Genomic DNA, 26,834 nt, shown 5'->3' on the forward strand with positions numbered 1-26,834 from the left:
CGCGGACCGGGGTCTTCGCGTTCCCGGACCCGGACGTCACCGATCCGGATAATGATCGTCCTGTTGTCAGTGCGGCCCGGTACGCTCGAAAGCACGATGACAGAGGATCTCTCACCGGCCGAGCGGTACGCGGCAGCACGCAGGCGCGCTGCCGAGCAGGCCACCGCGCTCGCGGACTTCCGCGAGATGTACGACTTCGGCCTCGACCCGTTCCAGATCGAGGCCTGCCAGGCACTCGAGGCGGGCAAGGGCGTGCTGGTCGCCGCGCCCACCGGCTCCGGCAAGACGATCGTGGGCGAGTTCGCCGTCCACCTCGCCCTCCAGCAGGGCAAGAAGTGCTTCTACACGACCCCCATCAAGGCCCTGTCCAACCAGAAGTACTCCGACCTGTGCCGCCGCTACGGCAGCGGCAAGGTCGGCCTCCTCACCGGCGACAACAGCGTGAACTCCGACGCCCCGGTGGTCGTGATGACCACCGAGGTGCTCCGGAACATGCTGTACGCCGGCTCCCAGACCCTCCTCGGCCTCGGCTACGTGGTCATGGACGAGGTGCACTACCTCTCCGACCGCTTCCGCGGCGCCGTATGGGAGGAAGTGATCATCCACCTCCCCGAGTCCGTGACCCTGGTGTCGCTGTCGGCGACCGTGTCCAACGCCGAGGAGTTCGGCGACTGGCTGGACACCGTCCGCGGTGACACCGAGGTGATCGTCTCCGAGCACCGGCCGGTGCCGCTGTTCCAGCACGTGCTCGCCGGACGCCGGATGTACGACCTGTTCGAGGAGGGCGAGGGCCACCGCAAGGCCGTCAACCCCGACCTCACGCGCATGGCCCGCATGGAGGCCAGCCGCCCGTCCTACCAGGACCGCCGGCGCGGCCGCGCCATGCGCGAGGCCGACCGCGAGCGCGAGCGCCGGCAGCGCTCCCGGGTGTGGACGCCCGGCCGTCCCGAGGTCATCGAGCGGCTCGACGCCGAGGGGCTGCTGCCCGCGATCACGTTCATCTTCAGCCGGGCCGCCTGCGAGTCCGCCGTCCAGCAGTGCATGTACGCGGGCCTGCGGCTCAACGACGAGGAGGCGCGGCAGGAGGTGCGCGCGCTCGTCGAGGAGCGCACCGCCTCCATCCCGTCGGAGGACCTGCACGTCCTCGGCTACTACGAGTGGCTGGAAGGTCTGGAGCGCGGCATCGCCGCCCACCACGCGGGCATGCTGCCGACCTTCAAGGAGGTCGTCGAGGAGCTGTTCGTGCGCGGCCTGGTCAAGGCCGTCTTCGCCACCGAGACCCTCGCGCTCGGCATCAACATGCCCGCCCGCTCGGTGGTGCTGGAGAAGCTCGTCAAGTGGAACGGCGAGCAGCACGCCGACATCACCCCCGGCGAGTACACGCAGCTCACCGGCCGGGCCGGCCGGCGTGGGATCGATGTCGAGGGCCACGCGGTGGTGCTGTGGCAGCGCGGCATGAACCCCGAGCACCTGGCCGGACTCGCCGGCACACGGACGTATCCGCTGCGCTCCAGCTTCAAACCGTCGTACAACATGGCGGTCAACCTGGTCGAGCAGTTCGGCCGGCACCGCTCGCGCGAGCTGTTGGAGACGTCGTTCGCGCAGTTCCAGGCCGACAAGTCGGTGGTCGGGATCTCCCGGCAGGTGCAGCGCAACGAGGAGGGGCTGGACGGCTACAAGGCCTCCATGACCTGCCACCTCGGCGACTTCGAGGAGTACGCGCGGCTGCGCCGCGAGCTGAAGGACCGGGAGACCGAGCTGGCCCGGCAGGGCGCGAGCCAGCGGCGCGCCGAGGCCGCCGTCGCCCTGGAGAAGCTCAAGCCGGGTGACGTCATCCACGTCCCCACCGGCAAGTACGCGGGCCTGGCGCTGGTCCTGGACCCGGGTCTGCCCGCGGGCCGTACGAACGGCCACCGGGGCCTCGAGTACCACGACGGCCCGCGCCCGCTGGTGCTGACCGCCGAGCGCCAGGTCAAGCGGCTGGCGACCATGGACTTCCCGGTCCCGGTCGAGCCGCTGGAGCGGATGCGGATCCCGAAGTCCTTCAATCCGCGCTCACCGCAGTCCCGCCGGGACCTGGCCTCCGCGCTGCGCACCAAGGCCGGGCACATCGCGCCGGAGCGGCAGCGCAAGCGGCGCTCGCAGGCGGCCGACGACCGGGAGATCGCCCGGCTGCGCACCGCGCTCCGCGCCCACCCCTGCCACGGCTGCAACGACCGTGAGGACCACGCCCGCTGGGCCGAGCGCTACCACCGGCTGATGCGCGACACCAAGCAGCTGGAGCACCGGATCGAGGGCCGGACGAACACCATCGCGCGCACCTTCGACCGCATCGTCGCGCTGCTGACCGAGCTCGACTATCTGAGGGGCGACGAGGTGACCGAGCACGGCAAGCGGCTCGCCCGGCTCTACGGCGAGCTCGACCTGCTCGCCAGCGAGTGCCTGCGCGAGCGGGTCTGGGAGGGCCTCGGGCCGGCCGAACTCGCCGCCTGTGTCTCGGCGTTGGTGTACGAGGCGCGGATCAGCGACGACGCGATGACGCCCAAGGTGCCCTCGGGCAACGCGAAGGCGGCGCTCGGCGAAATGGTGCGGATCTGGGGGCGCCTGGACGCCCTGGAGGAGGATTTCCGCATCAACCAGGCCGAGGGCGTGGGCCAGCGCGAGCCCGACCTCGGCTTCGCCTGGGCCGCCTACATGTGGGCCTCCGGCAAGGGCCTGGACGAGGTGCTGCGCGAGGTGGAGATGCCCGCGGGCGACTTCGTGCGCTGGTGCAAGCAGGTCATCGACGTACTGGGGCAGATCGCCGCAGCGGCCCCCGCGGAGGGCTCGACCGTCACGAAGAACGCGCGCAAGGCCGTCGAGCAGTTGCTGCGGGGAGTGGTGGCGTACTCGTCCGTGGGGTGAGACGGACGTTCGACGGGTGCGGGGTGCGCGAGACCGTTCGCGCGCCCCGCACCCGTCTGTGTGCTGTGCCGCCCCGGCGGCGCGAGGTCACGGGCGCCGGCGATCTGGAAGCGCCCTTTCACTCCTGACGGTGAGTCGTTTTCGCACGCCCGTACGCCGTGACACTCCGTGTGCGAGAGCGGGCCGAGCGTGTAAACGACCTGAGCGTACTCCTGTCCCGCGTGCCGATTCAGGTGCTTGCTGAATATGACATGGCGATGATCCGCTCGGACTAAGCTCGCCCGCGGCGCACCGAGTTGAGACGTATTCGTGCGCTTGTTCCCAAATCTGCCGATGTTCCAGACATTTCCATGACGTACCCCGTAGCAAGCTCCCCCGAAACCCAGCCGACTCGTCTCAGAGGGCTTACATGGTGAGTGTCCAATCACCCCCCGGTGACCGTGAACTTCCCTTCCTGCGTGTGCTGTTGCCGCCCGCCATACTGATGGCGGCGGCGACCGGGGCCGCCGTCGCCCTGGTGACGGGCCCGGCCCGCCTCGCCGTCGGCGGCCTCGGCGCCGTCGCCACCCTGCTGGTGCTCGCCACCGCGGCCGAAGCGGTGCGCCGCGGCCGCACCATCCGGGAACAGCGGGCGGAACACGCCCGCCACACCGCGCGTCTGGAGCGGCTCCTGGCCGCCCACGACCAGGAGATCGTCCGTCTCGGATCGGAGATCATCCCCACCGCGGTCCACCACCTGCGCTCCGGCAACTCCCCCCGGGAGGTCATGCTCGACGTCGTCGACGACCATCCCGAGTGGCGGCGGATCCCCGAGTCGCAGCGCACGGTGCTGCGGTCCATCCTCGACATCGTCGACCAGGAAGAGGCCCTGCGCGACTCCACCTCGCGTTCCTTCGTCAGCATCGCCCGGCGCGTCCAGGCCATCGTCCACCAGCAGGCCAAGGAACTGCGGGAGATGGAGGAGGACCACGGGCGCAGCCCCGAGGTCTTCGACGACCTGCTGCGCATCGACCACGGCACCGCGCTGATCGGCCGCCTCGCCGACTCCGTCTCCGTCCTCGGCGGCGGCCGCCCCGGCCGTCAGTGGCCCAACCCGGTCACCCTCTACAGCGTGCTGCGCGGCGCCATGTCCCGGATCCTGGAGTACCGCCGCATCGAGCTGCACTCCATCGCCAAGGTCAACATCAAGGGCACCCACGTCGAGCCCGTCATCCACGCCGCCGCCGAGCTCCTCGACAACGCCACCCGCTACTCGCCCCCGCAGACCAAGGTGCACGTCACCGCGATCGAGGTGCAGACCGGCGTCGCCATCGAGATCGAGGACGGCGGCGTCAGCCTCAGCGAGGAGGCCCGCGCCCGGGTCGAGAGGATGCTGGAGCGCGCCAAGGCCGGCATGGACCTGCAGGACGTCGGCGAGAGCCCCCGGCTGGGCCTGGCCGTCGTGGGCCGGCTGTGCACGACGTACAAGATGCAGGTGTCGCTCCGGGCCTCCGCGTACGGCGGTGTCCGCGCCGTCCTGGTCGTGCCGAGCGACATGATGACCAGCGAGCCCGCCCCCGGACTCGCCCACGGCATCGGCGCCACCGCCATCCCCAAGCCCACCGAGGGCACGGTGGAGGGACCCAAGCGCGCCCCCAAGCGGCGCCGCCCCACCAGTCCGCGCCTCCCCGCCCCGGTGTCCCTGGAGGACGACGTCCCCGAGGTCACCGAATGGACGCCGGGCGGCCTTCCGCAGCGCCGCAGCCGGGTCAAGACCCCCCTCAGCCAGCGCATCGCCGAGCAGGTCGCCGCCGAGCGCGCCGAACAGGAGGGCCGCTCCGTGTGGTCCACGCCCGAACCGGAGCCGAAGACCGACGAGAAGGAGCCCGAACCGGGCCTGTGGGTCGAGGCCTTCTGGGACGGACTCAAGAAGGACAACCCAGGGCCCGACCCCACCGCGTTCACGCAGGACCCGACCGCCTTCACCCATCTGATCGACCGACCGGCCCGCGCCGAGGCCGACGACGAGGGGGACCTCAAGTGATCCAGCAGCGAGCGAACTTCGACTGGATGCTCAAGGAGCTCCACGACGGCGTACCCGGCATCGAGATGATCGTGGTCCTCTCGGCCGACGGCCTGCGCATCGCCCGCTACGGCGGCGAACCGGACGCGGCCGACCGGGTCGCCGCGGCCTGCGCGGGACTGCAGAGCCTCGCCGGCGCCGTCGCCGTCGAGATCCCCGACAGCGACGGCCGGATGAAGCTGGTCATCATCGAGATCAACGGCGGCTACTTCTACCTGATGTCCGCCGGCGCCAACGCCTACCTCGCGGTGCTCGCCGACATCCGGACCGAACCCGGCCTGATGAGCGCCCGGATGCGGGACCTCGTGGTCCGCATCGGTGCCCATCTGACCAGTCCGCCCCGACGCAACGGGCAGACCGTATGACTCCTCCGCGACGCCAGAGGCGCTACCCCCGGCACGAACCGCCGCCCCCCGAACCCGCCAAGCAGGGCGAGGAGAAGAACCCCGAGCGCCTGTACGTGGTGGCCGGCGCGGACGAGGACGGCGCCCGTGCCGCCCTGGACCTGGTGACCCTGATCGTGGCCCGCGCCGATCCGCCCCCGTCCGCCACCCCCGAGCAGGCGGCGGTGCTCCGGCTCTGCGCGGCCCCTCTGTCCGTGGCCGAGCTCTCGGCCTATCTCAGCCTGCCGTTCAGCGCGATGACGGTCCTGCTCACCGAGCTGCTCACGGCCGAACTGGTTCAGGCACGCGCCCCGATCGTCCGCCAGGCCGTACCCGACCGTTCCCTCCTCGAAGCGGTGATGCATGGACTTCAAAGGCTCTGACGCCGTCCCCGGACCACGGACCGAGGACCACCTGCCGCACACGGCCCAGGCCGCGGTGAAGATCGTGGTGGTCGGCGGGTTCGGGGTCGGCAAGACCACCATGGTCGGCTCGGTCAGCGAGATCAGGCCGCTGACCACCGAGGAGACCATGACGCAGGCCGGCATCGGCGTCGACGACAACTACGGCTCCGACTCCAAGACCGCCACCACCGTGGCGATGGACTTCGGCCGCATCAGCATCACCGACCAGCTGGTGCTGTACCTTTTCGGCACCCCCGGGCAGCAGCGCTTCTGGTTCCTGTGGAACGGCCTGTTCGAAGGCGCGCTCGGCGCGGTCGTGCTCGTCGACACCCGCCGCCTGGAGGTCAGCTTCGACGTCATAGGGCGTCTGGAGGAGCGCGGCGTGCCCTTCGTCGTCGCCGTCAACTCCTTCCCGGACGCGCCCCGTTACCCGATGCAGGAGCTGCGCACGGCGCTCGACCTGTCCCCGGAGATCCCCATCGTCGAGTGCGACGTCCGCCGCCGGGCCTCCAGCCGCGACGTCCTCATGACCCTGATGCGCTTCCTGCACTCGCTCGCCATGACGGGCTCGCTCACCTGAGGCCCCCTCGCAGCGAGTTCCCACACTCCGCACTCACTCCCGTCCGAAAGCGACCACTGTGACGCCCGAACCCCACTCCCTGACCGGACCGGACGACCTCACCCTCGATCCGCCCCCCGGCTGCCCCGCGCACGGCGTCGGGCCCGGGGGACTGCACCGGCTGCACGAGGCAAAGGACCTGACGGCGCTGTACGACCGACTCCGCAAACGGTACGGCGCGGTGGCGCCCGTGCTGCTCCACGACGACGTGCCGATGTGGGTGGTCCTCGGCCACGCCGAGAACCTGCACATGGTGCGCACACCCTCCCAGTTCACCCGGGACAGCCGTATCTGGACCCCGCTCAGGGAGGGCATGGTCAAGCCCGACCACCCCCTCATGCCGCACATCGCCTGGCAGCCCATCTGCTCGCACGCCGAGGGCGACGAGCACAAGCGGCTGCGCGGCGCGGTCACCGGCGCCATGGCCACCATCGACCACCGCGGTCTGCGCCGCCACATCGGCCGCTCCAGCCAGCGCCTCGTCAACCGCTTCTGCGAGGAGGGCCGGGCCGACCTCGTCGACGAGTTCGCCGAGCACCTGCCCATGGCGGTGATGTGCCAGGTCCTCGGGATGCCCGAGGAGTACAACGACCGCATCGTGCACGCCGCCCGCGACATGCTCAAGGGCACCGAGACCGCGATCGCCAGCAATCAGTACATCATGGACTGCCTGCTGCGCCTGGCCGCCCGCCGCCGGTCCCGGCCCGAGGACGACTTCACCAGCCACCTCATCGGCCACCCGGCCGGCCTCAGCGACGACGAGATCGGCCAGCACCTGCGGGTGGTGCTCATCGCCGCCTACGAGGCGACCGCCAACCTCCTCGCCAACGTGCTGCGCCGGGTGCTCACCGAGCCGGGCTTCCGCGCCCAGCTCAACGGCGGGCAGATGACGGTGCCGGAGGCGGTGGAGCAGTCCCTGTGGGACGAGCCGCCGTTCAGTACCGTCTTCGGCTACTTCGCCAAACAGGAGACGGAACTCGGCGGGCAGCGCATCCGCCGGGGCGACGGACTGCTCTTCGGCATCGCGCCGGGCAACGTCGATCCCCGGGTGCGCCCCGACCTGGACGCCGACATGCAGGGCAACCGCTCGCACCTCGCCTTCGGCGGCGGCCCGCACGAGTGCCCCGGCCAGGACATCGGGCGCGCCATCGCCGACGTCGGCGTGGACGCCCTGCTGATGCGGCTGCCGGACATCCAGCTCGACTGCGACGAGGAGGAGTTGCGCTGGACCGAGTCCATCGCCTCCCAGCACCTGGTGGAACTGCCGGTACGGTTCACGCCGCGGCCGCCGCAGGACGTGACGGCGAAGCCGAGCCTCAACCCGGCCGCGGTTCCGCAGCAGCGCGCCGCCTGGGAGATCGGCACCGAACGCGCGGCGCCCGCGACACCGTCGGCCGAACCGTCGGCGTCGTCCCGGTGGGCGGTCGCCTCGGCCGCGCCCTCGGCGTCACCCGCACCGGAGGGCGCGACGTCCGTACGGGAGGTCGCGTCGGCCGTGCCGGGCGAGAGCGCACCGTCGTGGCCCGGGCCCGTGCCGGCCGGTGAACCCGCCGCGCCGGCCCGCCCGCAGGGGGCGTGGCGGCGCCTGCTGCGCTGGTGGCGCGGCTACTGACCAGTCGCCCACGCGCCGGGGGAGGACCAGGCACCGAGCGTGCGCCCGCTGTCGAACCGGTGCTCCCGCCCCGTGACCGGATCGGTGAACTCCAGCGTCCGCGCCAGCAGTTGCAGCGGCCGCCGGAAGTCACCGGGCGGCACGGGGCCGGTCACCACCGGGTAGAGCGGGTCGCCGAGGATCGGCACGCCCAACGCACTGAGGTGCACCCGCAGTTGGTGGGTCTGCCCGGTCGTGGGCAGCAGCCGGTAGCGTGCGAGGCCGTCCGCGCGGTGCTCCGTCAGCTCCACACGGGTGACCGCGTTCACCTCGCCCGCCACCTCGCGGGCGGTGAGGACCCCGCGCTCCTTCACGATCCGGCTGCGCACCGTGCGCGGCAGGGCGAGCCGGGGGTCGTACGGGGCGACGGCCTCGTACTCCTTGCGCACCCGCCGGTCGCCGAACAGCGTCTGGTACGCGCCGCGTTCCCCGGGCCGGACGGTGAACAGCACCAGGCCGGCCGTGAGCCGGTCCAGCCGGTGCGCGGCCGTCAGCGTGGGGATGCCCAGCTCGCGCCGCAGCCGCGCCAGCGCGGTCTCGGTGACATGGCTGCCGCGCGGGGTGGTGGCGAGGAAGTGCGGCTTGTCCACGACGACGATGTGCTCGTCGCGGTGGACGACCTCCAGCGGGAACGGCACCGGGACCTCGTCGGGGAGTTCCCGGTGGAACCAGACGAACATCCCCGGCCGGTAGGCCGCGTCGGGCGCGACGGCCCGCCCGTCGGCCCCGACGATCCGCCCCGCCTCGAACATCGCGTCGACCACCCCGGGCCCGGCGCCCGACAGCCGCTCCACCAGATGCTCGCGCACCGTGGCCCAGGCGCCCTCCCCGGGCAGCCGCACCCGCACGGGGTCCACGCCGTCGCGCTGGGGCAGGGGCGGGGGCGGAATCGGGGTCTTGCGTCGCATCACGGCCCAGCGTACGAGGTGCGGGTCCCGGCGTGAGCGGTACGGGCCCCGGTGTACGAGATGGAGGTCCCGGCGTAAGAGGTGCAGCTCCCGGCGGCCGAGGCAGAGATCCGGGCGTCCGAGGTGCCGGTCCCGGCGTCCGAGGTGCGGGTCCCGGCGTAGGAGGTCCAGGTCAGGGCGTCCGAGGTGCCGGTCCCGGCGTCCGAGGCTGCGGGCAGCCCGCGGCCGGAGGCCGGCACAGCGGCACGCGGGGCTCAGGCGGCCGGGGGCGCGCCCTCCTGCTCCGTCTCGATACGGGCGTTCCACTCCCGTTTGGAGGCCTGCCAGCCGTCCTCGTTGTGACCGAGCCGCCAGTAGCCGGAGACGGACAGGTCCTCGCGCGGGATGCCGTGCTCGACCCGCAGCAGGCGGCGCAGCTCCTTCACGAAGCCGGCCTCGCCGTGCACGAACGCGTGCACCCGGCCCTCGGGGAAGTCCAGCGCCCGTACGGCCTCCACCAGGGCCTCGCCGACGGGCCGGTCCCCGCGGTGCAGCCAGACGACCTCGACATCGGAGTCGATCTTCTGCTCCTCCTGCGGACCGGCCACCTCGACGAAGGCGTGCGCGACGGCGCCCTCGGGCAGGGCCTCCAGGGAGCGGGCGATCGCGGGCAGGGCGCTCTCGTCGCCCGCCAGCAGATGCCAGTCGGCGCTCGCGTCCGGGGCGTAGGCGCCGCCGGGTCCCGTGAACCGCACGGTCGCGCCCGGCTCGACGGCCAGCGACCAGGGGCCGGCGAGGCCCTCGTCGCCGTGGACGACGAAGTCCAGGGTCAGCTCCCGGTGTTCGGCGTCCCAGGCTCGCACGGTGTACGTCCGGGTCACCGGCCACCGCTCCCGCGGGAGCTCCGCGCGGATCCGCTCCAGGTCGAAGGGCTCGGGGTAGGTGACACCCGCGGGCGGGAACAGCAGCTTCACGTAGTGGTCGGTGCACGTGCCGGCCGAGAAGCCGGCCAGGCCCGGGCCGCCCAGCACCACGCGCTGCATGTGCGGGGTCAGCCGTTCGGTGCGGATCACCTGCGCGGAATGCGTCTTCCGCGTCTTGCGCGCCGGACGATCTGCCATGACGGCCTCCCAGTTCCCCATGCTTAGGGTTACCTAAGTTAGCACCTTCCTGGCGTGAACACCTCGTCCGCGAACGCCTCATGAGCGGGCGCGGGCGGCCTCCTCACGACCCGAGCGTGGTGAGCAGGCGCTGCAGCGAGCCGCCCAGTCCCCAGCGGGCCGCCAGCTCCTGGAGTGCCGCAGCGTCGCGCGGGGTGCGCGGCAGCGCCGTGTCCACGTCCGGCAGCGGCACGTCGTCCGCGACGCGCACCACCTTCGGCGCCACCGCGAGGTACGGCCGTGCCTCGTCGAGCCGCTTGCGCTGGGAGGGCGTCAGCCTGGCCTTCGGGTCGTCCACGGCCGCCAGGATTCCCGCCAGGTCGCCGAACCGGTCGAGCAGGACGGCCGCCGTCTTCTCCCCGATGCCGGGCACGCCCGGCAGGCCGTCGCTCGGGTCGCCGCGCAGCAGCGCCAGATCCGCGTACCCGCGGCCGTCGACGCCGTACTTCTCGCGCAGCAGCGCCTCGTCGGTGGTCTGCAGGGTGCCCACGCCCTTGACCGGGTACAGCACGCGCACCCCGCGCGCGTCGTCCACCAGCTGGTAGAGGTCGCGGTCGCCGGTGACGATGTCGACCGGGCCCTCGGCCCGCGCGGTGAAGGTGCCGATGACGTCGTCCGCCTCGTACCCCTCGACGCCCACGCGCGCGATGCCGACGGCGTCGAGGACGGCCTCGATCACCGGGACCTGCGGGGTGAGCGTGTCGGGCACCTCCTCGGTGTCCGGGCCGCCCGGGTGCTCCTCGGCGACGCGGTGCGCCTTGTAGGAGGGGATCAGCTCGACCCGCCAGTGCGGACGCCAGTCCGCGTCCATGCACGCGACCAGACGGTCGGGGCGGTGGTCCTTGACCAGGCGGTCGACGAAGTCGAGCAGCCCGCGCACGGCGTTCACCGGCGTGCCGTCCGGGGCCTTGATCGACTCCGGCACGCCGAAGTAGGCACGGAAGTACAGGGAGGCGGTGTCGAGGAGCATCAGTCGTCCGGTCACGCCCCGCATCATGCCGCACCGCACCGACAGTCACCGTCCGGCGCGGGGGCGGGCCCCCGGAAGCGCGAGGTCAGCGACGTGTGAGGCGGGCCACTGCCGAGTTTGGGGCCGGAGATCCTGGGCAGGCGCGGCTTCGGAGCGACGGTCGTTGCGTGATTCAACTGTTAGCGGCCCTTCGTGTCCTGCCCCTGGCCCCGAGACAAGAGGTGCGCGTGTCAGCATCGCTAGAGGCCGAGCACCTGTTCAAGGTGTTCGGCAGACGACCGGACAAAGCAGTGGACCGACTCCGCCGAGGAGCCGACCGTGAGGAGCTGCGCGCCGACGGCGCCACCGCCGCGGTGATCGACGCCTCCTTCACCGTGGAGCCCGGCCAGATCTTCGTCGTGATGGGCCTGTCCGGATCGGGCAAGTCCACCCTGTTGCGCATGTTGAACGGTCTGCTGGAGCCCACCTCGGGCCAGGTCCGCTTCGACGGCCAGGACCTGACCGGCCTCGGCGGCAAGGAGCTGCGCGAGGTCCGATCCCGGAAGATCAGCATGGTCTTCCAGCACTTCGCGCTCTTCCCGCACCGCAGCGTCCGCGAGAACGCCGCCTACGGCCTGGAAGTGCAGGGCGTGCCCCGCGCCGAGCGCGAACGCCGCGCCGACGAGGCGCTCGCCCTGTGTGGCCTGGCCGGCTGGGAGAAGTCCTGGCCCGACGAGCTGTCCGGCGGTATGCAGCAGCGCGTCGGCCTGGCCCGCGCGCTCGCCACCGACGCCGACCTGCTGCTGATGGACGAGTCCTTCAGCGCCCTGGACCCGCTGATCCGCCGCGACATGCAGGACCAGCTCCTCCAGCTCCAGCAGACGCTGAAGAAGACGATCGTCTTCATCACCCACGACCTCAACGAGGCCATGCGCCTGGGCGACCGCATCGCCGTCATGCGCGACGGCCGCATCGTGCAGACCGGCAGCGCGGAGGACATCCTGCTGCGCCCGGCCAACGACTACGTGGCCTCCTTCATCCAGGACGTCGACCGCTCCCGGGTCCTGACGGCCGAGGCGGTCATGGACCGCGCCGTGCGCGGCGACGAGGCGGACTGCGACTGCGAGACCGCCACGCCGGACACGCCGTTCACCCACCTGTGCGCGATCAGCGCCCGGGTGCCGCACCCGGTCGCCGTGGTGGACGAGGACCGTGAGCTGGTCGGCGTCGTCCAGCGTCAGCGCCTCGTCGGCTTCCTCGGTGACGAGCAGGCCGCGCCGGGCAGCTGCGACAGCGCCCGGGGCAAGGGCGGCGAGAAGGTGGTGGCCCGTGCCTAGGATCCCCCTCGGCGACTGGGTCAACAGCGCCGTCGACTGGCTGCTGGGCCACATGGCCTGGCTCTTCGACTTCCTCAAGGCCGTCTTCACCGGCGCCTACGACGGCATCGCCGCCGTCCTCCAGGCGCCCGAGCCGCTGCTGCTCGCGGGCGTCTTCGCCGTGCTGGCCTTCTGGCTGCGCGGCACCCTCGCCGGTGTCCTCACCTTCGTGGGCTTCGCCTTCATCGACTCCCTCGAACTGTGGGACGACGCGATGGTGACCCTGTCCCTCGTCCTCGTCGCCACGATCATCGCGCTGGTGATCTCGGTGCCGGTCGGCATCTGGGCGGCCCGCTCCGACCGGGTCAGCGCCCTGGTCCGGCCGGTGCTGGACTTCATGCAGACGCTGCCCGCGATGATCTACCTCATCCCGGCCATCCTGTTCTTCGGGACGGGCGCCTCCGCGGGCATCGTCGCCACGCTGATCTTCGCGCTCGCCCCGGGCGTGCGCATGACCGAGCTGGGCATCCGCCAGGTCGACAAGGAACTGGTCGAGGCCGCCGACGCGTTCGGCACCACGCCCCGCAACACCCTGCTGCGGGTCCAGCTTCCGCTGGCGCTGCCCACGGTGATGGCGGGCGTCAACCAGGTGATCATGCTCGGCCTGTCCATGGCGGCCATCGCCGGCATGGTCGGCACCGGCGGCCTCGGCGGCGACGTCAACGAGGCCATCGGCCAGCTCAACGTCGGCCTCGGCTCCGAGGCCGGTGTGGCCATCGTGATCCTCGCGATCTACCTGGACCGCATGACCAGCGCCCTGGGCACCCAGGTCTCCCCGCTCGGCCGGCGCGCGGCCGCCAAGGCGCGCGCCGCGCAGGGCCTGAAGATCTGGTCCTACCGGCCGCGTCCGACGGTCGCCGTGGTCGGCGTCGTGATCCTCGCCCTCGTGGCGGGCGGCATGGGCGTCTTCGCCCACGGCGGCGGCTCGGGCTCCGTGGCCGGCAGCAAGGACGTCGGCCAGGGCAAGAAGATCAGCATCGGCTACATCCCGTGGGACGAGGGCGTCGCCTCCACCTTCCTGTGGAAGGAGGTCCTGGAGCAGCGCGGCTACCAGGTCGACGCCAAGCAGTTCGACGCCGGACCGCTCTACACCTCCCTCGCGCAGGGCAATGTCGACTTCGAGACCGACTCCTGGCTGCCCACGACCCATGCGCAGTACTGGAAGAAGTACGGCAAGCAGCTCGACGACCTCGGCTCCTGGTACGGGCAGACGTCCCTGGAGCTGTCCGTGCCCGCGTACATGAAGGGCGTCGACTCGCTCGACGACCTCAAGGGCAAGGCCGGCACCTTCGGCGGGAAGATCACCGGCATCGAGTCCAGCGCCGGCGAGATGGCCCTGCTGAAGAGCAAGGTCCTCAAGCAGTACGGCCTGGACAAGGAGTACAAGGTCGTCGACAGCTCCACGCCCGCGATGCTGGCCGAGCTCAAGCGCGCCTACAGCAAGAAGCAGCCGATCGTCGTCACGCTCTGGTCGCCGCACTGGGCGTACAACGACTACGACCTGAAGAAGCTGAAGGACCCCAAGGGCGCCTGGGGCAAGGGCGACGGCGTGCACACGCTGGCCCGCAAGGGTTTCGCCGCCGACAACCCGGTCGTCGGCAGGTGGCTGAAGAACTTCAAGCTCGACGAGAAGCAGCTCACCAGCCTCGAGGCCCGGATCAACAAGGCCGGCAAGGGCAAGCAGCAGGACGCCGTACGTGCCTGGCTGAAGGAGAACCCGGGCGTCGTCGACAAGCTGGCCCCGCTCCCGGGCGGTGCCGGCGCGAAGCCGGCCGAGGCCAAGCGCCCCCTGAACGTCGCCTGGTTCCCGTGGGACGAGGACGTCGCCGTCACCTACCTGTGGAAGAACGTCCTGCAGCGGCGCGGGTACCAGCTGAACCTGAAGCAGATGGACGTGGGCCCGGTCTACACCGGCCTGGCCTCCGGCGACATCGACCTCAACTTCGACGCCTGGCTGCCCTACGCCCAGAAGAACTACTGGGACAAGAGCAAGGACAGACTGAAGGACCTCGGCACCTGGTACCGGCCCACCTCGCTGGAGGTCGCCGTGCCCTCCTACGTCAAGGGCGTGAAGACCCTCGAGGACCTCAAGGGCAAGGCCGGCACGTTCGACGGGAAGATCATCGGCATCGAGCCGGGCACCGGCGAGATGAACCTGCTCAAGAACAAGGTCCTGCCCGGCTACGGCCTGGACAAGGAGTACAAGGTCGTCGACGGCTCCACGCCGGCGATGCTGGCCGAGCTCAAGCGGGACTACGCCCAGAAGAAGCCCGTGGCGGTCGTTCTGTGGTCGCCGCACTGGGCCTACACCCGCTACGACCTGACCAAGCTGAAGGACGACAAGAAGCTCTTCGGTGAGGGCAACACGATCCGCACCATCTCCAACGAGAAGTTCCCGGAGCAGTACCCGCAGCTCACCAAGTGGGTCCAGAACTTCCGGATGAGCGAGTCCGAGCTCGGCAGCCTGGAGAGCGAGATCAACCAGCGCGGCCAGGGCCACGAGGAGGAGGCCGTCGCCTCCTGGCTGAAGCAGCACCCGGACGTCGCCGACCGGATGACTCAGCAGTAGGAACCGCCGCGCCGCGCACCGCCCGAGGGGCGGGCCCCTCCCACGCACCCTGACCGCGTGGGCCCGGGGCCCGCCCCTCGGGCCTTCCCCGGGCGGCGGTCCGCACGGTGCCCGGCGTGCCCAGGGGGGTGACCGGAACCGTTCGGGGCGCACGGGAAGGATTCGGTCAACCACTCACAGCGACGTCCCCACCAGAGCCCGGGCCCGTGCAGCCGGTGAGGAGCGCGGCCCGCCCGTCGGTCCGTCGCTCCCGCCCCGCCGGCCCGGAGCAGGAGGCCGCGGCGCACGTGGCGCGCGGGACGGCGCGCACCCGGATCCACTGGCGCGAACCGGGGGGCCGGGCCCCACACGATATGACGGGGATGTGACGGCCGCATGAAACGGTTTGCCGAACATGCGTAGGGTGCAGAGAAGTCATCAGGGGGAGTGCGCCCGGACCCGGGCCCCCAGACAGCGGACCGACGAGCGGAGGAGGGAGCCGGAGCGATGGGCGACCACAAAGAGCAGCCCCTTCGAGTGGGCGCGGCCGTCCGGCGGCGGCGCCGCGCGCTGGACCTCACCCTCGCCGTCGTGGCCCAGCGCAGCGGCCTGTCGGTGCCCTTCCTGAGCCAGGTGGAGAACGACCGGGCCCGGCCCAGCCGTAGCTCCCTGGAAAAAGTCGCCGACGCCCTGCGCACCACCGCCGTGGAACTGCTCGCGGCGGCCGACCCGGCGTGCAGCGTCGACGTGGTGCGGGCCGAGGAGGCGGAGCTGGGGCCGGAGCCCCGGCTGCGCTCACTGGTGCGCGGCCACCACCAGCTGCACGCCTCGGAGTACACCGGGGACCACGACGCCGGCCGCGAGTTCCAGCACCGCAACGACGAGCTGATGTACGTCGCCGACGGCGCGGTCGAGATCGAGGCGGAGGGCCGCGCCTACCGGCTGGTGCGCGGCGACACGATGTACCTGACCGGCGGCGTGCGCCACCGCTGGAGGGCGACCGTGCCGGACACCCGGGTGATCGTGGTCGCGGTGGCCGAGCACATCGAGGCGGTGCAGGACCGGTCGCGCTGATGCGGGTCGTCTCCCTGGTGCCCTCGCTCACCGAGGCGGTCGCGGTGTCCGAGCCCGGCGTCCTGATCGCCGCCACCGACTGGTGCGCCCGTCCCGCGGACCTCGACGTCGTACGGATCGGCGGCACCAAGAACCCCCACGTCGACAGGATCGCCGCCCTCGCCCCCGACCTCGTGATCGCCAACGAGGAGGAGAACCGGGCGCCCGACCTCGACGCGCTGCGCGCGGCCGGGGTGCGGGTCCTGGTCACCGAGGTCCGCACCGTCGCCCAGGCCTTCGGGGAACTGGCCCGGGTGCTCCGGGCGTGCGGTGCGGACGAGCGGCCGCCCTGGCTCACGCGGGCGGAGGCGGCCTGGTCGGCGCTGCGCCCGCCGGCCCGCCGTACCACCGCCGTCGTGCCGATCTGGCGGCGGCCCTGGATGGTGCTCGGCCGGGACACCTTTGCCGGTGACGTGCTGGCCCGCCTCGGCGTCGACCACCGGTACGCGCGCCATCCCGAGCGCTATCCGCGGATCGGTCTGGAGGAGTTGCGGGCGGCGGCTCCGGACGTCGTCGTGCTGCCGGACGAGCCGTACCGCTTCACCGCCGGCGACGGGCCGGAGGCCTTCCCCGGTCTGCCCTGCGCGCTGGTCAGCGGACGGCACCTGACCTGGTACGGACCGTCACTGGCCGAGGCGCCGCGGGTGCTGGGGGAGGCGCTGCGAGCAGCGCGCCGTTGAGCAGCCCGCGCGCGGTGTGCGCGGCCGCGGTGGTCCAGGCGGCCACGAGGAGGACGTACAGGCCGACCGCGAGCCCGCCGTAGACGGCGAGATGCGTGTGCCGGGCGAGGGCCGCGGCGCCGGTGACGCAGGTGCCCACCGGGAAGGTGAACGCCCACCACGTCATCGCGAAGCCCATGCCCCGGCGCCGGGCGCGCAGCACATGGGCGGCGGCCAGGGCCAGCCACAGCAGCGCGAAGCCCATCACCGGGACCCCGTACAGAACGGCCAGGACGTCGAAGCCCCGGGCGTACGGGGCGGGTACGACGCCGGGTGCCGCGTCCGCGAAGGCGCCCGCGGCGGTGGTGGACTGCCCGAGCGGGCCGAGGACCAGGAACAGTGCCGGGGTGAGCGCGAGGGGCAGCGGGCCGGCGGTGAGCAGCCGCGCGAGCACCGGCGGCAGCAGCGCCAGGGTCGCGAGCAGGCTGAGCCCGAACAGCGCCACACAGCCGAGGAGCAGCGTCCGGCGCGCCTGCCCGGCCGGCAGCAGCGGCACCAGGCGGGGGCCGAGCGCGGCGGACACCATGGGAGCGACGACCGGCAGCAGCCACACGGGAGAGGCCTCCGGCGACCCGGCCCGGTGGTGTACGGCCATGAGGTACGGCACCGCGACGGCGGCCGCGAGCCCGACGGCCGTACCAGCGGCGAACAGTCCGGCATCCAGCGCGAGGGCCGTCCGGGAACCGAGCCAGTCCCCTCCGGCGGCGGGGGCGCCGCCGCCCACGGCCAGCAGGGCCATGGCGAGACAGCCGTAGAACGGGGCCGCGGCCGGGTCGCGCAGCTGGGCGCGCGCCTGGTCGCGATGGTGCCTCCAGTGCAGGGCCCGGGCGGTCAGCAGGACCGCGAGCAGGACCAGCGACAGCGCCCAGACGGCGGCACAGGCGGTGCGCAGCCCCGGCACGCGCACCGGGAGCGTGGCGCCCGCGGTGGCGACGGCGGCGGTGCCCATGACGGCGGCGTACCAGTGGGGTCCGAGGTGACGGACGGCGGGGAAGCGGGGCCGGGGTGCGGCACGGACGGGGAGGGGCTGGGCGGCGGTGACCATGGACCCAGGCTGTCCCGGGGCAGGGCACGTCACCAGGGGGCCTCGTTCTATCAGGGCATAAGCTGGATTTATGACAGGCGCGGAGGGGAACGGACGGCAGCGGCCCCCCGGGGTGCCGCTGGCGCACCGGGTGCCGGATCTCGGGGCGCTGGAACTGCTGCTGGCGGTGGCGCGCCTGGGCAGCCTCGGCGGGGCGGCGCGGGAGCTGGGCATCACCCAGCCTGCCGCCAGCAGCCGGATCCGCTCCATGGAGCGGCAGCTGGGGGTGGCGCTGGTGGACCGTTCGCCTCGCGGGTCGCGACTGACGGACGCCGGGGCGCTGGTGACGGACTGGGCCCGGCGGGTCGTGGAGGCGGCCGAGGCCTTCGACGCGGGGGCGCAGGCGCTGCGCGACCGTCGGGACTCGCGGCTGCGGGTGGCGGCCAGCATGACGATCGCCGAGTACCTGCTGCCGGGCTGGCTCATCGCGCTGCGCGGGCGGCGACCGGACACCGCCGTGTCGCTGCTGGCCGGGAACTCGGCCGCGGTGGCGGAGCGGCTGCTCGCCGACGAGGCCGACCTCGGCTTCGTGGAGGGGCTGTCGGTGCCGTCCGGCCTGGACTCCGCGGTGATCGCCCGGGACCGGCTGGTCGTGGTGACGGCCCCCGGCCACCCCTGGGCGCGCCGCCGAAGGCCGCTGGCGGCCGGGGAACTGGCGGCGACCCCGCTGATCCTGCGCGAGGAGGGCTCCGGGACCCGGCAGGTCCTGGACGCGGCGCTCGGCGGCCTGGCCAGGCCGCTCATCGAACTGTCCTCGACCACGGCGGTCAAGGCGTCCGCGGTCAGCGGTGCCGGGCCGGCGGTGCTGAGCGAACTGGCGGTGGGCGAGGAGCTGTCCCTGCGCCGGCTGGTGAGCATCCCGGTCGACGGCATCGCCCTCACCCGCGACCTGCGAGCCGTCTGGCCCACGGGCCACCGCCCCGCCGGCCCCGCCCGCGACCTCCTGTCCCTGACCCGCTCCCGGGCCCGGCCGGGCAATTCGGCCGGCTGAGGGGGCGGGGCCGGGCGCCGGAAAAGCGTTGGCGTTCCGGTCGGACCGGGCGCCACCATGGCGCATGACCAGCACCGCTCCACCCGCCGCGGGTGTCCGAACCCCCTGGGAACGGCTGCCGGAGACCGTCCGGGACGCCGTGGCCGAGGTCCTCGGCGCGCCCGTGGTGCACGCCGTGACCCAGCCCGGCGGCTTCTCGCCCGGCGCGGCCGCGCGGGTCCGGACCGCCTCCGGCCGCCGCGCCTTCGTGAAGGCCGTCGGCGCGGACGCCAACCCGCTCAGCCCGCGCCTGCACCGCGCCGAGGCCCGCAACGCCGCCGCCCTCCCCGACGCCGTACCCGCACCCCGTCTGCTCGGCACGTACGACGACGGCGGCTGGGTCGCCCTGGTCTTCGAGGACGTCTCCGGACGCCAGCCGCGTCTGCCGTGGCGGCCGGACGAGCTGCGGCGGGTCCTCGACGCCGTCGAGCGGCTGAGCCGCGGCCTCAGCCCGTCGCCGGTCGCCGCCCCGCCCGCCGCGGAGGCGCTCGCCCAGGACTTCGCCGGCTGGCGCCGGCTGCTGGACGGCGCGCAGGGGCACCTCGACGGGCGCGTCGACCCCTGGGCCGTCGTCCACCTCGCGGAGCTCACCGACCTCGCCGCACCGTGGCCCGAGGCCGCATCCGGGGACACGCTCGCCCACGCCGACCTGCGGGCCGACAACGTGCTGCTCACCGGAGAGCGGGAGGACGACGGCGAGGTCGTCTTCGTCGACTGGCCGCACGCGGTGCGCGCCGCACCGTGGTTCGACCTGCTGCTCATGCTGCCGTGTGTACGGGCCCAGGGCGGCCCCGACCCGGAGAAGGTCTTCACCGCCCACCCCCTGGGCCGCACCGCCGACCCCGAGGCGGTCACCGCCACGCTCGCCGCCCTCACCGGCTTCTTCCTCCACCACAGCCTGCACCCGGACCCGCCGGGCATCCCCACCCTGCGCGCCTTCCAGCGGGCACAGGGCGAGACCGCCTTGGCGTGGCTCAGGGCGCGGTTGGGGTGGGCTTAGGGAGCTCCGCCCGGCCGAGGCCCCGGCTCCAGCCTGGCCCGGCCCGGGAGTTGCCCCGACCTCGACCCCGGTCTCGGTCCGACCTCGGTCTGACTCTGGCCGCCGTCCGGCCTCGGTCCCGGTCTCGGTCCCACGGTCTGGCTTCGGCTCCGGTCTCGGCCCCGGCTTTCGGCTCCGGTCTCGGCCCCGGCTTTCGGCTCCGGTCTCGGCCCTGGCGTCGGTCTTGGTGCCGGTCTCGGTCTCGGTCCTTGTCCGGCCCGGGCTCGTCGGCCGGGCTGGGGCCTTCCGTCCGGCCTCGGTCCCGGTCTCGGTCCCACGGTCTGGCTTCGGCTCCGGTCTCGGCCCCGGCTTTCGGCTCCGGTCTCGGCCCTGGCGTCGGTCTCGGTGCCGGTCCCGGTCTCGGTCCTTGTCCGGCCCGGCCTCGTCGGCCGGGCTGTGGCCTTCCGTCCGGCCTCGGTCCCGGTCCCGGTCTGGCCTCGGGCCGGCCCCGGCCCGGCTTTCGGCTCCCGTCTCGATTGGGTCCTGGCCTCCGGCCGGCCCCGGATGGACCTCGGACCGGCGTCGGCCCCGGTCCGGCCCGGCCCCGGGCCGCCCTCGGACCGGCCCTCGCCTCGGTCCGGCCCCGGCCCCGGCGCCGGTACGAGCCCCGACCGGGTTCGCCGCGCGTTCCGTCCCAGCGTCCGTGTCTGGTCCCGGCCGGGGGAGCGGTTCAGGGCTCCGCGTGCTGGGGGGAGCGCGCGGTGGCCGCGTGGACCAGGCTGCGCATCAGTCGTGGGTCGTCGTCCATCTCCGGGTGCCACTGCACGCCCAGGACCCAGTGGGCGGTGGGCAGTTCGACGGCCTCGATCGTGCCGTCCGCCGCGTACGCCGACGCGACGAGGCCCGCGCCGAGGCGGTCCACCGCCTGGTGGTGATAGGTCGGGACGGTCGTCTCCTCCGGCACCGCCTCGGCGTACCGCGTCCCCGGGACCGGCTCGACCCGGTGGCCGCCGAAGACGCCGACCGCCTCCGCGTGCCCGTCCAGGTGCTGGATCAGGGTGCCGCCGAGGGCCACGTTCAGCAGCTGCATGCCGCGGCAGATGCCCAGCAGGGGGACGTCCGCCGTCAGGGCGGCGCCGATCAGGGCGAGTTCCCAGGTGTCCCGGGTCCGGGCCGGCGGACCCGTCCGGGGGTCGGGCAGGGCGCCGTAGCGGGACGGCTCGACGTCCGGGCCACCCGCGATCACCAGCCCGTCGAGCCGGGCCACGACGGCCGCGGCCCGTTCCGGCGCGTCCGGCGGCAGCATCACGGCGAGCCCGCCCGACCGCTGCACCAGCCGCGGATAGCCGGCCGGCAGCAGCGCCGCCTCCAGCTCCCACACCCCCCAGCGCGCCCCGGTCTCCAGGTACGTACTGATCCCGATCAGCGGTCGTCCGGTCACGCTGGCCTCCCTGACCCCCAAAGGTGTACGGGGCTACCTTTACGGCTACGGCCCGCCGCGGCAAGCCCCCACGGCGGCGCCTCACGCCAGGAAGCCCCGCAGCAGTGCCGCCGTGCCCGCGCAGTGCTCCCGCATCATCTCCCGCGCCCCGTCGGCGTCCCCGTCCAGCACCGCCTCCACCAGAGCGGTGTGCTGCCGCTGCGAGTGCTCCAGATTGCGCACGAGCAGCGGGATGCAGTCGAGCAGGTCGTTCACCGTCGCCCGGACCGCCGCGTACTGCGCGGCCAGCGTCGGCGAGCCGCACAGCTCGGCCAGGGTGAGATGCAGCAGCGTGTCCCGGCGGCGGTACTCGGCCGGCGGCGCGTCGTGCGTGCCCTCCAGCGCCCCGCGCAGCCGCGCCGCCTGCGCGCCGGTGAGCCCGTGCGCCGCGCAGAGGCCGGCCGCGCCCACCTCCAGCACCTCGCGGAAGCGGAGCACGTCCTCGATGTCGGCCTCGGCGATCCGCCGCCGCAACTCGTCCTCGCCGCCCGCCGCCGGGCGGGGCAGCACGAACGTGCCGCCGTACCGCCCGCGCCGCGACTCCACCAGCCCCTGGTCGGCGAGGACCTTCAGCACCTCGCGCAGCGTCACCCGGCTGATCCCCAGCCGCTCCGCCAGCTCCCGTTCGGCGGGCAGCCGCTCTCCGGCCGGCACCAGGCCGAGCCGGACGACTTGCAGGATCTGCTCCAGCGCCTCCTCGAACCCGTTGCCCGCGCGCACCGGCCGCAGCACCGGCGCGAGGCGATCGGCCGGCCCATGCGGAGCCATGTCCCGCGACATCCCGCCGCATCCCCTTCCCAAGCAATGGTTCTCGGCAATACCTTATGGCTCCCGGCCGGCCGACGTAGCCCGAGGAGGCTCACCCGTGGCAGACCGCACACCCCCGCTCGCCGCCGAGGAACTGCACGCCCTCGTCGCGAGCGGCGAGATCGACACTGTCGTCCTGGCCTTCCCCGACATGCAAGGGCGTCTCCAGGGCAAGCGGTTCGCCGCCCGCTTCTTCCTGGACGAGGTGCTCCACCACGGCACCGAGGGCTGCAACTACCTGCTCGCCGTCGACACCGAGATGAACACCGTCGACGGCTACGCCATGTCGTCATGGGACCGCGGCTACGGCGACTTCGCCATGCATCCCGACATGTCCACGCTGCGCCGCGTCCCCTGGAACCCGGGCACCGCCCTGGTGATCGCCGACCTCGCCTGGCACGACGGCTCCCCGGTGCTCGCCGCGCCCCGCCAGATCCTCCGGCGCCAGCTCGAACGCCTCGCCGAGCTCGGGTACAGCGCGCAGGTCGGCACGGAGCTGGAGTTCATCGTCTTCAAGGACACCTACGAGGCCGCCTGGGAGGCGGGCTACCGGGGGCTGACCCCGGCCAACCAGTACAACGTCGACTACTCGATCCTCGGCACCGGCCGCGTCGAGCCCCTGCTGCGCCGCATCCGCAACGAGATGGCGGGCGCCGGCCTCACCGTCGAGTCGGCCAAGGGCGAGTGCAACCCCGGCCAGCACGAGATCGCCTTCCGCTACGACGAGGCCCTCGCCACCTGCGACCAGCACGCGATCTACAAGACCGGCGCCAAGGAGATCGCCGCCCAGGAGGGAGTCTCCCTCACCTTCATGGCCAAGTACAACGAGCGCGAGGGCAACTCCTGCCACATCCACCTGTCGCTCGCCGGCGCCGACGGCGCCAACGCCATGGCGGGCGCGCCGGGCGACCCGGACGGGATGTCGGAGGTGATGCGGCACTTCCTGGCCGGACAGCTCGCCGCGCTCCGCGAGTTCTCCCTCCTCTACGCGCCCAACATCAACTCCTACAAGCGGTTCCAGGACGGCTCGTTCGCCCCGACCGCCGTCGCCTGGGGCCACGACAACCGCACCTGCGCCCTCCGGGTCGTCGGCCACGGCCGCTCCCTGCGCTTCGAGAACCGGCTGCCCGGCGGCGACGTCAACCCGCACCTGGCCGTGGCCGGGCTGGTGGCCGCCGGACTGTACGGCGTCGAGCGGAAGCTGGAACTGCCCGAGCCCTGCCCCGGCAACGCCTACACCGCGGAGTTCGCGCACGTGCCCACCACGCTCCGCGAGGCCGCCGACCTCTGGGCCGGCAGCGAGATCGCCAGAGCCGCCTTCGGCGACGAGGTCGTCGCGCACTACCACAACATGGCGCGCGTCGAGCTGGACGCCTTCGACGCCGCGGTCACCGACTGGGAGCTGCGCCGCTCCTTCGAACGCATGTGAGAGGTCCCTCCGTGTCCGACCAGCACGAGCTCCGGGTCCTGAACCCGGCCACCGAGGAGGTCGTGGCCACCGTCCCGGCCGCGACCGCGGCCGACGTGGACGCCGCCGTCGTACGGGCCGCCGCGGCGCAGGCCGGATGGGCCGCCCTCCCGCCCGGTGACCGGGCCCGGCTGCTGCGCCGCTTCGCCACGGCCGTCGACGAACACGTCGAGGAACTGGCCCGGCTGGAGGTACGCGAGGCCGGCCACACCCTCGGCAACGCCCGCTGGGAGGCGGGCAACGTCCGCGACCTGCTCGACTACGCGGCCGGGGGAGTGGAGCGCCTGACGGGCCGTCAGATCCCGGTCGCCGGGGGCCTGGACGTCACGATCCTCGAACCGCTCGGCGTCGTCGGGGTGATCGCCCCCTGGAACTTCCCGATGCCGATCGCGGCCTGGGGGGCCGCACCCGCGCTCGCCGCCGGCAACGCGGTGATCCTCAAGCCCGCCGAGACCACCCCGCTCACCGCCCTGCGTCTGGCCGAACTCGCCCTGGAGGCGGGCCTGCCCGAGCACATCTTCCAGGTGCTGCCCGGCCACGGCCCCGTCGCCGGCGACGCCCTCGTCGGGCACCCGGGCGTCGCCAAGATCGTCTTCACCGGATCGGCCACCGTGGGCAGGCAGGTGCTGGCGAAGGGGTCCGCGCTCCTCAAGCGCGTCACCCTCGAACTCGGCGGCAAGAGCCCCAACATCGTCTTCGCCGACGCCGACCTCGAAGCCGCCGCGGCCGCCGCCCCCATGTCCTTCCTCGACAACTCCGGCCAGGACTGCTGCGCCCGCACCCGCATCCTCGTCCAGCGCGGCGTCTACGACCGCTTCCTCGGCCTCCTCGCCCCCGCCGTCGAGTCCGTGGTCGTCGGCGACCCGGCCGACGAGAACACCCGGATGGGCCCCCTCATCTCCCGAGCGCACCTGGAACGCGTCCGCGCCTACGTCGACGCCGACGCGCCCGGCATCCGGGGCAAGGCCCCCGAGGGGCCCGGATTCTGGTTCCCGCCCACCGTCCTCACCGACGTCGACCCCCGCGCGCGCGTGGCCGTCGAGGAGGTCTTCGGACCCGTCGCCGTCGTCCTCCCCTTCGAGGACGAGGCCGACGCGATCCGCCTCGCCAACGACACGCCGTACGGGCTGTCCGGCTCCATCTGGACCCGGGACATCGGCCGCGCGCTGCGCGTCTCCCGGGCCGTCCGGGCCGGCAACCTGTCCGTCAACTCCCACTCCAGCGTCCGCTACTGGACCCCGTTCGGCGGGTTCAAGCAGTCCGGCGTCGGCCGCGAACTCGGCCCCGATGCCCTGACCGCCTTCACCGAGACCAAGAACGTCTTCATCAGCACGGAGGGCCCCGCACAGTGAGCTCACAGACCCCTGAGACCGTCTGCCGCCGTCTGGTCGGCCGCACCGCCGTCGTCACCGGAGCCGGCAGCGGCATCGGTCTGGCCACCGCGCGCCGGTTTGCCGCCGAGGGCGCGCACGTCGTCTGCGGCGACGTCGACGAGCCCCGCGGCAAGGCGGTCGCGGAGGAGATCGGCGGACTCTTCGTGAAGGTGGACGTCACCGGCCCCGACCAGGTCGAGGCGCTGTTCCGGACGGCGTTCGACACCTACGGCAGCGTCGACGTCGCCTTCAACAACGCGGGCATCTCCCCGCCCGACGACGACTCCATCCTGGAGACCGGCCTGGAGGCCTGGAAGCGGGTCCAGGAGGTCAACCTCACCTCCGTCTACCTGTGCTGCAAGGCCGCCATCCCCTACATGCGGCGCCAGGGCAGGGGCTCCATCATCAACACCGCCTCGTTCGTGGCCCGCATGGGCGCGGCCACCTCCCAGATCTCGTACACCGCGTCCAAGGGCGGTGTGCTGGCCATGTCGCGCGAGCTGGGCGTGCAGTTCGCCCGCGAGGGCATCCGGGTCAACGCCCTGTGTCCCGGGCCGGTCAACACCCCGCTCCTGCGGGAGCTGTTCGCCACGGACCCCGAGCGGGCCGCCCGCCGCCTGGTGCACATCCCGGTCGGCCGCTTCGCTGAGGCCGAGGAGATCGCCGCCGCCGTGGCCTTCCTCGCCAGCGACGACTCCTCCTTCGTCAACGCCACCGACTTCCTGGTCGACGGGGGGATCTCCGGGGCGTACGTCACGCCCTTGTAGGCGTCGCGGCAGCCATACGGACCGTCCGGCCCACGGCGCCGGACGGTCCGTCCTACAGTGCCGGGATGAGCATGACGCCCCCGCCCGGCTGGTACGGCGATCCGACGGCCCCGCATCTTGAGCGCTGGTGGGACGGCACGTCCTGGACCGAGCACCGCCGCGCACCGCAGGAACGTCAGGGACCCCGAGCGCCGCAAGCCCCTCCCGTACCGCGGACCTTCGGGCAGCCGGCGGCGCCGCAGGTGCCGCCCGCCGCCGGGCCACCCGCACCGCCCGCACCACCGGGACGGCGTCCACGCGCCAAGGCCGTCGCCCTGGCCGGCACCGGGGCCGTCCTGGCCGCCGCGATCGTCACGGGAGCGCTGGTGCTCGGGCACGGCGACGAGGGCGGCACCGAGGCGAAGAACGCCCCCACCACCCCGCCCGCCGTGCCCACCAGCGCCCCGCACACCGCGTCCCGGCCGGCCTCCCCCGGCGCTTCCGCCACCGACGACCCCTCCCTCGTGGTCGACCAGCTCAACGGCATCACCCTCCCCCTCCCGGACGGCTGGGAGACACCGCAGGACGTGGCCGACGAGGACGTCGTCATGACCACCCACGGCACCTACGACTGCCCGGCCGGCGCCGGCCTGTGCCGGCACGGCCTGGTCCTCACCCGCACGGCGACCGCGGCCGACGGGACGTCACCCGAGACGCTGGCCCGGCACGACATCGAGGACGCGGCCGACGCGGCCTTCGACCGCGACGCGATCGGCGAGCGCCCCTTCGGCGGGATCACCTCGCACCAGGTCGTCCGGTCCGGGCAGATCGCCGTGGCGGGCCGCGCCGGGTACTTCGTGCGCTGGCGCGTCAGGACGGCGAAGGGGCCCGGCGGCTACGTCGAGTCGCTCGCCTTCCCGTCCAGTGTCGGCACCGAGGCACCGGTCGTCGTGCGCTTCGTCTTCGACGCGGGCCCGGACGGACCGCCGCCGGCCGACATGGACAGGATCACGCGCGGCATCCGGCCGGTCGGCGACGCGGCCACGGGCGGCGGTGTCGGCAGCAGCATCGGCCCGTCGAGCTGACAGGGGG

22 protein-coding genes are annotated in these 26,834 nt (G+C 73.1%); 16 read left to right on the plus strand and 6 right to left on the minus strand.

Going from position 1 to position 26,834, the window contains the following annotated elements; translation table 11 throughout:
• Nucleotides 1-51 precede the first annotated feature (51 nt).
• The 6 genes from ACF1A5_RS17235 to ACF1A5_RS17260 all read left to right on the plus strand — a co-directional run bounded on the left by ACF1A5_RS17235 (nucleotide 52) and on the right by ACF1A5_RS17260 (nucleotide 7,984).
• A complete protein-coding gene (locus ACF1A5_RS17235; RefSeq protein WP_392193682.1) occupies nucleotides 52-2,904 on the plus strand; it encodes a DEAD/DEAH box helicase in 2,853 nt (950 codons plus the stop codon).
• Between the two features lie 409 nt (nucleotides 2,905-3,313).
• Nucleotides 3,314-4,927 carry a sensor histidine kinase gene (locus tag ACF1A5_RS17240; RefSeq protein WP_392193683.1) on the plus strand — a complete coding sequence of 538 codons (1,614 nt, stop codon included), beginning with the start codon at nucleotides 3,314-3,316 and terminating at the stop codon, nucleotides 4,925-4,927.
• Complete coding sequence (locus ACF1A5_RS17245; protein ID WP_356190000.1) at nucleotides 4,924-5,331, plus strand: roadblock/LC7 domain-containing protein; 408 nt, start codon at nucleotides 4,924-4,926, stop codon at nucleotides 5,329-5,331. Before ACF1A5_RS17240 ends, ACF1A5_RS17245 begins: the two co-directional genes overlap by 4 nt.
• Complete coding sequence (locus ACF1A5_RS17250) at nucleotides 5,328-5,732, plus strand: DUF742 domain-containing protein (RefSeq protein ID WP_392193684.1); 405 nt, start codon at nucleotides 5,328-5,330, stop codon at nucleotides 5,730-5,732. The genes ACF1A5_RS17245 and ACF1A5_RS17250 overlap by 4 nt, the downstream gene beginning before the upstream one ends.
• On the plus strand, nucleotides 5,713-6,333 hold the full coding sequence (locus ACF1A5_RS17255) for an ATP/GTP-binding protein (protein WP_392193685.1): 621 nt from the start codon (nucleotides 5,713-5,715) through the stop codon (nucleotides 6,331-6,333). The genes ACF1A5_RS17250 and ACF1A5_RS17255 overlap by 20 nt, the downstream gene beginning before the upstream one ends.
• A 58-nt stretch (nucleotides 6,334-6,391) precedes the next feature.
• Nucleotides 6,392-7,984: a cytochrome P450 gene (locus ACF1A5_RS17260; RefSeq protein ID WP_392193686.1), complete on the plus strand. Its 1,593-nt coding sequence runs from the start codon at nucleotides 6,392-6,394 to the stop codon at nucleotides 7,982-7,984.
• Here the strand turns inward: ACF1A5_RS17260 and ACF1A5_RS17265 are convergent.
• The 3 genes from ACF1A5_RS17265 to ACF1A5_RS17275 form a co-directional block, all read right to left on the minus strand.
• Complete coding sequence (locus ACF1A5_RS17265; protein ID WP_392193687.1) at nucleotides 7,978-8,931, minus strand: RluA family pseudouridine synthase; 954 nt, start codon at nucleotides 8,929-8,931, stop codon at nucleotides 7,978-7,980. The two genes, ACF1A5_RS17260 and ACF1A5_RS17265, sit on opposite strands and share 7 nt — an antisense overlap.
• A 254-nt stretch (nucleotides 8,932-9,185) precedes the next feature.
• Entirely contained in the window at nucleotides 9,186-10,031 is an 846-nt protein-coding gene (locus ACF1A5_RS17270) for a siderophore-interacting protein (protein ID WP_392193688.1), read from the minus strand.
• A gap of 103 nt (nucleotides 10,032-10,134) precedes the next feature.
• Entirely contained in the window at nucleotides 10,135-11,040 is a 906-nt protein-coding gene (locus ACF1A5_RS17275; protein WP_392193817.1) for a 5'-3' exonuclease H3TH domain-containing protein, read from the minus strand.
• A gap of 227 nt (nucleotides 11,041-11,267) precedes the next feature.
• On the opposite strand from ACF1A5_RS17275, the gene ACF1A5_RS17280 reads away from it, so the two are divergent.
• The 4 genes from ACF1A5_RS17280 (at nucleotide 11,268) to ACF1A5_RS17295 (ending at nucleotide 16,736) form a co-directional block, all read left to right on the plus strand.
• A complete protein-coding gene (locus tag ACF1A5_RS17280; protein WP_392193689.1) occupies nucleotides 11,268-12,356 on the plus strand; it encodes a glycine betaine/L-proline ABC transporter ATP-binding protein in 1,089 nt (362 codons plus the stop codon).
• Entirely contained in the window at nucleotides 12,349-14,964 is a 2,616-nt protein-coding gene (locus ACF1A5_RS17285; RefSeq protein WP_392193690.1) for an ABC transporter permease/substrate binding protein, read from the plus strand. Before ACF1A5_RS17280 ends, ACF1A5_RS17285 begins: the two co-directional genes overlap by 8 nt.
• A gap of 486 nt (nucleotides 14,965-15,450) precedes the next feature.
• Complete coding sequence (locus tag ACF1A5_RS17290; protein WP_392193691.1) at nucleotides 15,451-16,017, plus strand: helix-turn-helix domain-containing protein; 567 nt, start codon at nucleotides 15,451-15,453, stop codon at nucleotides 16,015-16,017.
• Nucleotides 16,017-16,736 (plus strand): helical backbone metal receptor, encoded by a 720-nt coding sequence (locus tag ACF1A5_RS17295; RefSeq protein ID WP_392193692.1) that lies wholly within the window; start codon nucleotides 16,017-16,019, stop codon nucleotides 16,734-16,736. The genes ACF1A5_RS17290 and ACF1A5_RS17295 overlap by 1 nt, the downstream gene beginning before the upstream one ends.
• Here ACF1A5_RS17295 and ACF1A5_RS17300 read toward each other — a convergent pair.
• Nucleotides 16,648-17,820, minus strand: a complete 1,173-nt coding sequence (locus ACF1A5_RS17300; RefSeq protein ID WP_392193693.1) for a C4-dicarboxylate ABC transporter — start codon at nucleotides 17,818-17,820, stop codon at nucleotides 16,648-16,650. The genes ACF1A5_RS17295 and ACF1A5_RS17300 overlap by 89 nt on opposite strands.
• A 70-nt stretch (nucleotides 17,821-17,890) precedes the next feature.
• Between ACF1A5_RS17300 and ACF1A5_RS17305 the strand changes: the two genes are divergently transcribed.
• Complete coding sequence (locus ACF1A5_RS17305) at nucleotides 17,891-18,850, plus strand: LysR family transcriptional regulator (protein WP_392193694.1); 960 nt, start codon at nucleotides 17,891-17,893, stop codon at nucleotides 18,848-18,850.
• A 64-nt stretch (nucleotides 18,851-18,914) separates the two neighbouring features.
• Entirely contained in the window at nucleotides 18,915-19,889 is a 975-nt protein-coding gene (locus tag ACF1A5_RS17310) for a phosphotransferase (protein ID WP_392193695.1), read from the plus strand.
• A gap of 709 nt (nucleotides 19,890-20,598) precedes the next feature.
• Here the strand turns inward: ACF1A5_RS17310 and ACF1A5_RS17315 are convergent.
• A complete protein-coding gene (locus ACF1A5_RS17315; protein ID WP_392193696.1) occupies nucleotides 20,599-21,309 on the minus strand; it encodes a gamma-glutamyl-gamma-aminobutyrate hydrolase family protein in 711 nt (236 codons plus the stop codon).
• 81 nt (nucleotides 21,310-21,390) lie between these two features.
• Nucleotides 21,391-22,128: a FadR/GntR family transcriptional regulator gene (locus ACF1A5_RS17320; protein WP_392193697.1), complete on the minus strand. Its 738-nt coding sequence runs from the start codon at nucleotides 22,126-22,128 to the stop codon at nucleotides 21,391-21,393.
• 85 nt (nucleotides 22,129-22,213) lie between these two features.
• On the opposite strand from ACF1A5_RS17320, the gene ACF1A5_RS17325 reads away from it, so the two are divergent.
• The 4 genes from ACF1A5_RS17325 (at nucleotide 22,214) to ACF1A5_RS17340 (ending at nucleotide 26,827) form a co-directional block, all read left to right on the plus strand.
• Nucleotides 22,214-23,584 (plus strand): glutamine synthetase family protein, encoded by a 1,371-nt coding sequence (locus tag ACF1A5_RS17325; protein ID WP_392193698.1) that lies wholly within the window; start codon nucleotides 22,214-22,216, stop codon nucleotides 23,582-23,584.
• An 11-nt stretch (nucleotides 23,585-23,595) separates the two neighbouring features.
• Nucleotides 23,596-24,975 (plus strand): aldehyde dehydrogenase family protein, encoded by a 1,380-nt coding sequence (locus ACF1A5_RS17330; RefSeq protein WP_392193699.1) that lies wholly within the window; start codon nucleotides 23,596-23,598, stop codon nucleotides 24,973-24,975.
• A complete protein-coding gene (locus ACF1A5_RS17335) occupies nucleotides 24,972-25,763 on the plus strand; it encodes a 3-oxoacyl-ACP reductase (protein WP_392193700.1) in 792 nt (263 codons plus the stop codon). The genes ACF1A5_RS17330 and ACF1A5_RS17335 overlap by 4 nt, the downstream gene beginning before the upstream one ends.
• A 71-nt stretch (nucleotides 25,764-25,834) precedes the next feature.
• A complete protein-coding gene (locus ACF1A5_RS17340) occupies nucleotides 25,835-26,827 on the plus strand; it encodes a DUF2510 domain-containing protein (RefSeq protein ID WP_392193818.1) in 993 nt (330 codons plus the stop codon).
• Nucleotides 26,828-26,834 lie beyond the last annotated feature (7 nt).

It is taken from the genome of Streptomyces sp. NPDC014864, from assembly GCF_043081525.1.
Taxonomy (GTDB): Bacteria; Actinomycetota; Actinomycetes; order Streptomycetales; family Streptomycetaceae; genus Streptomyces.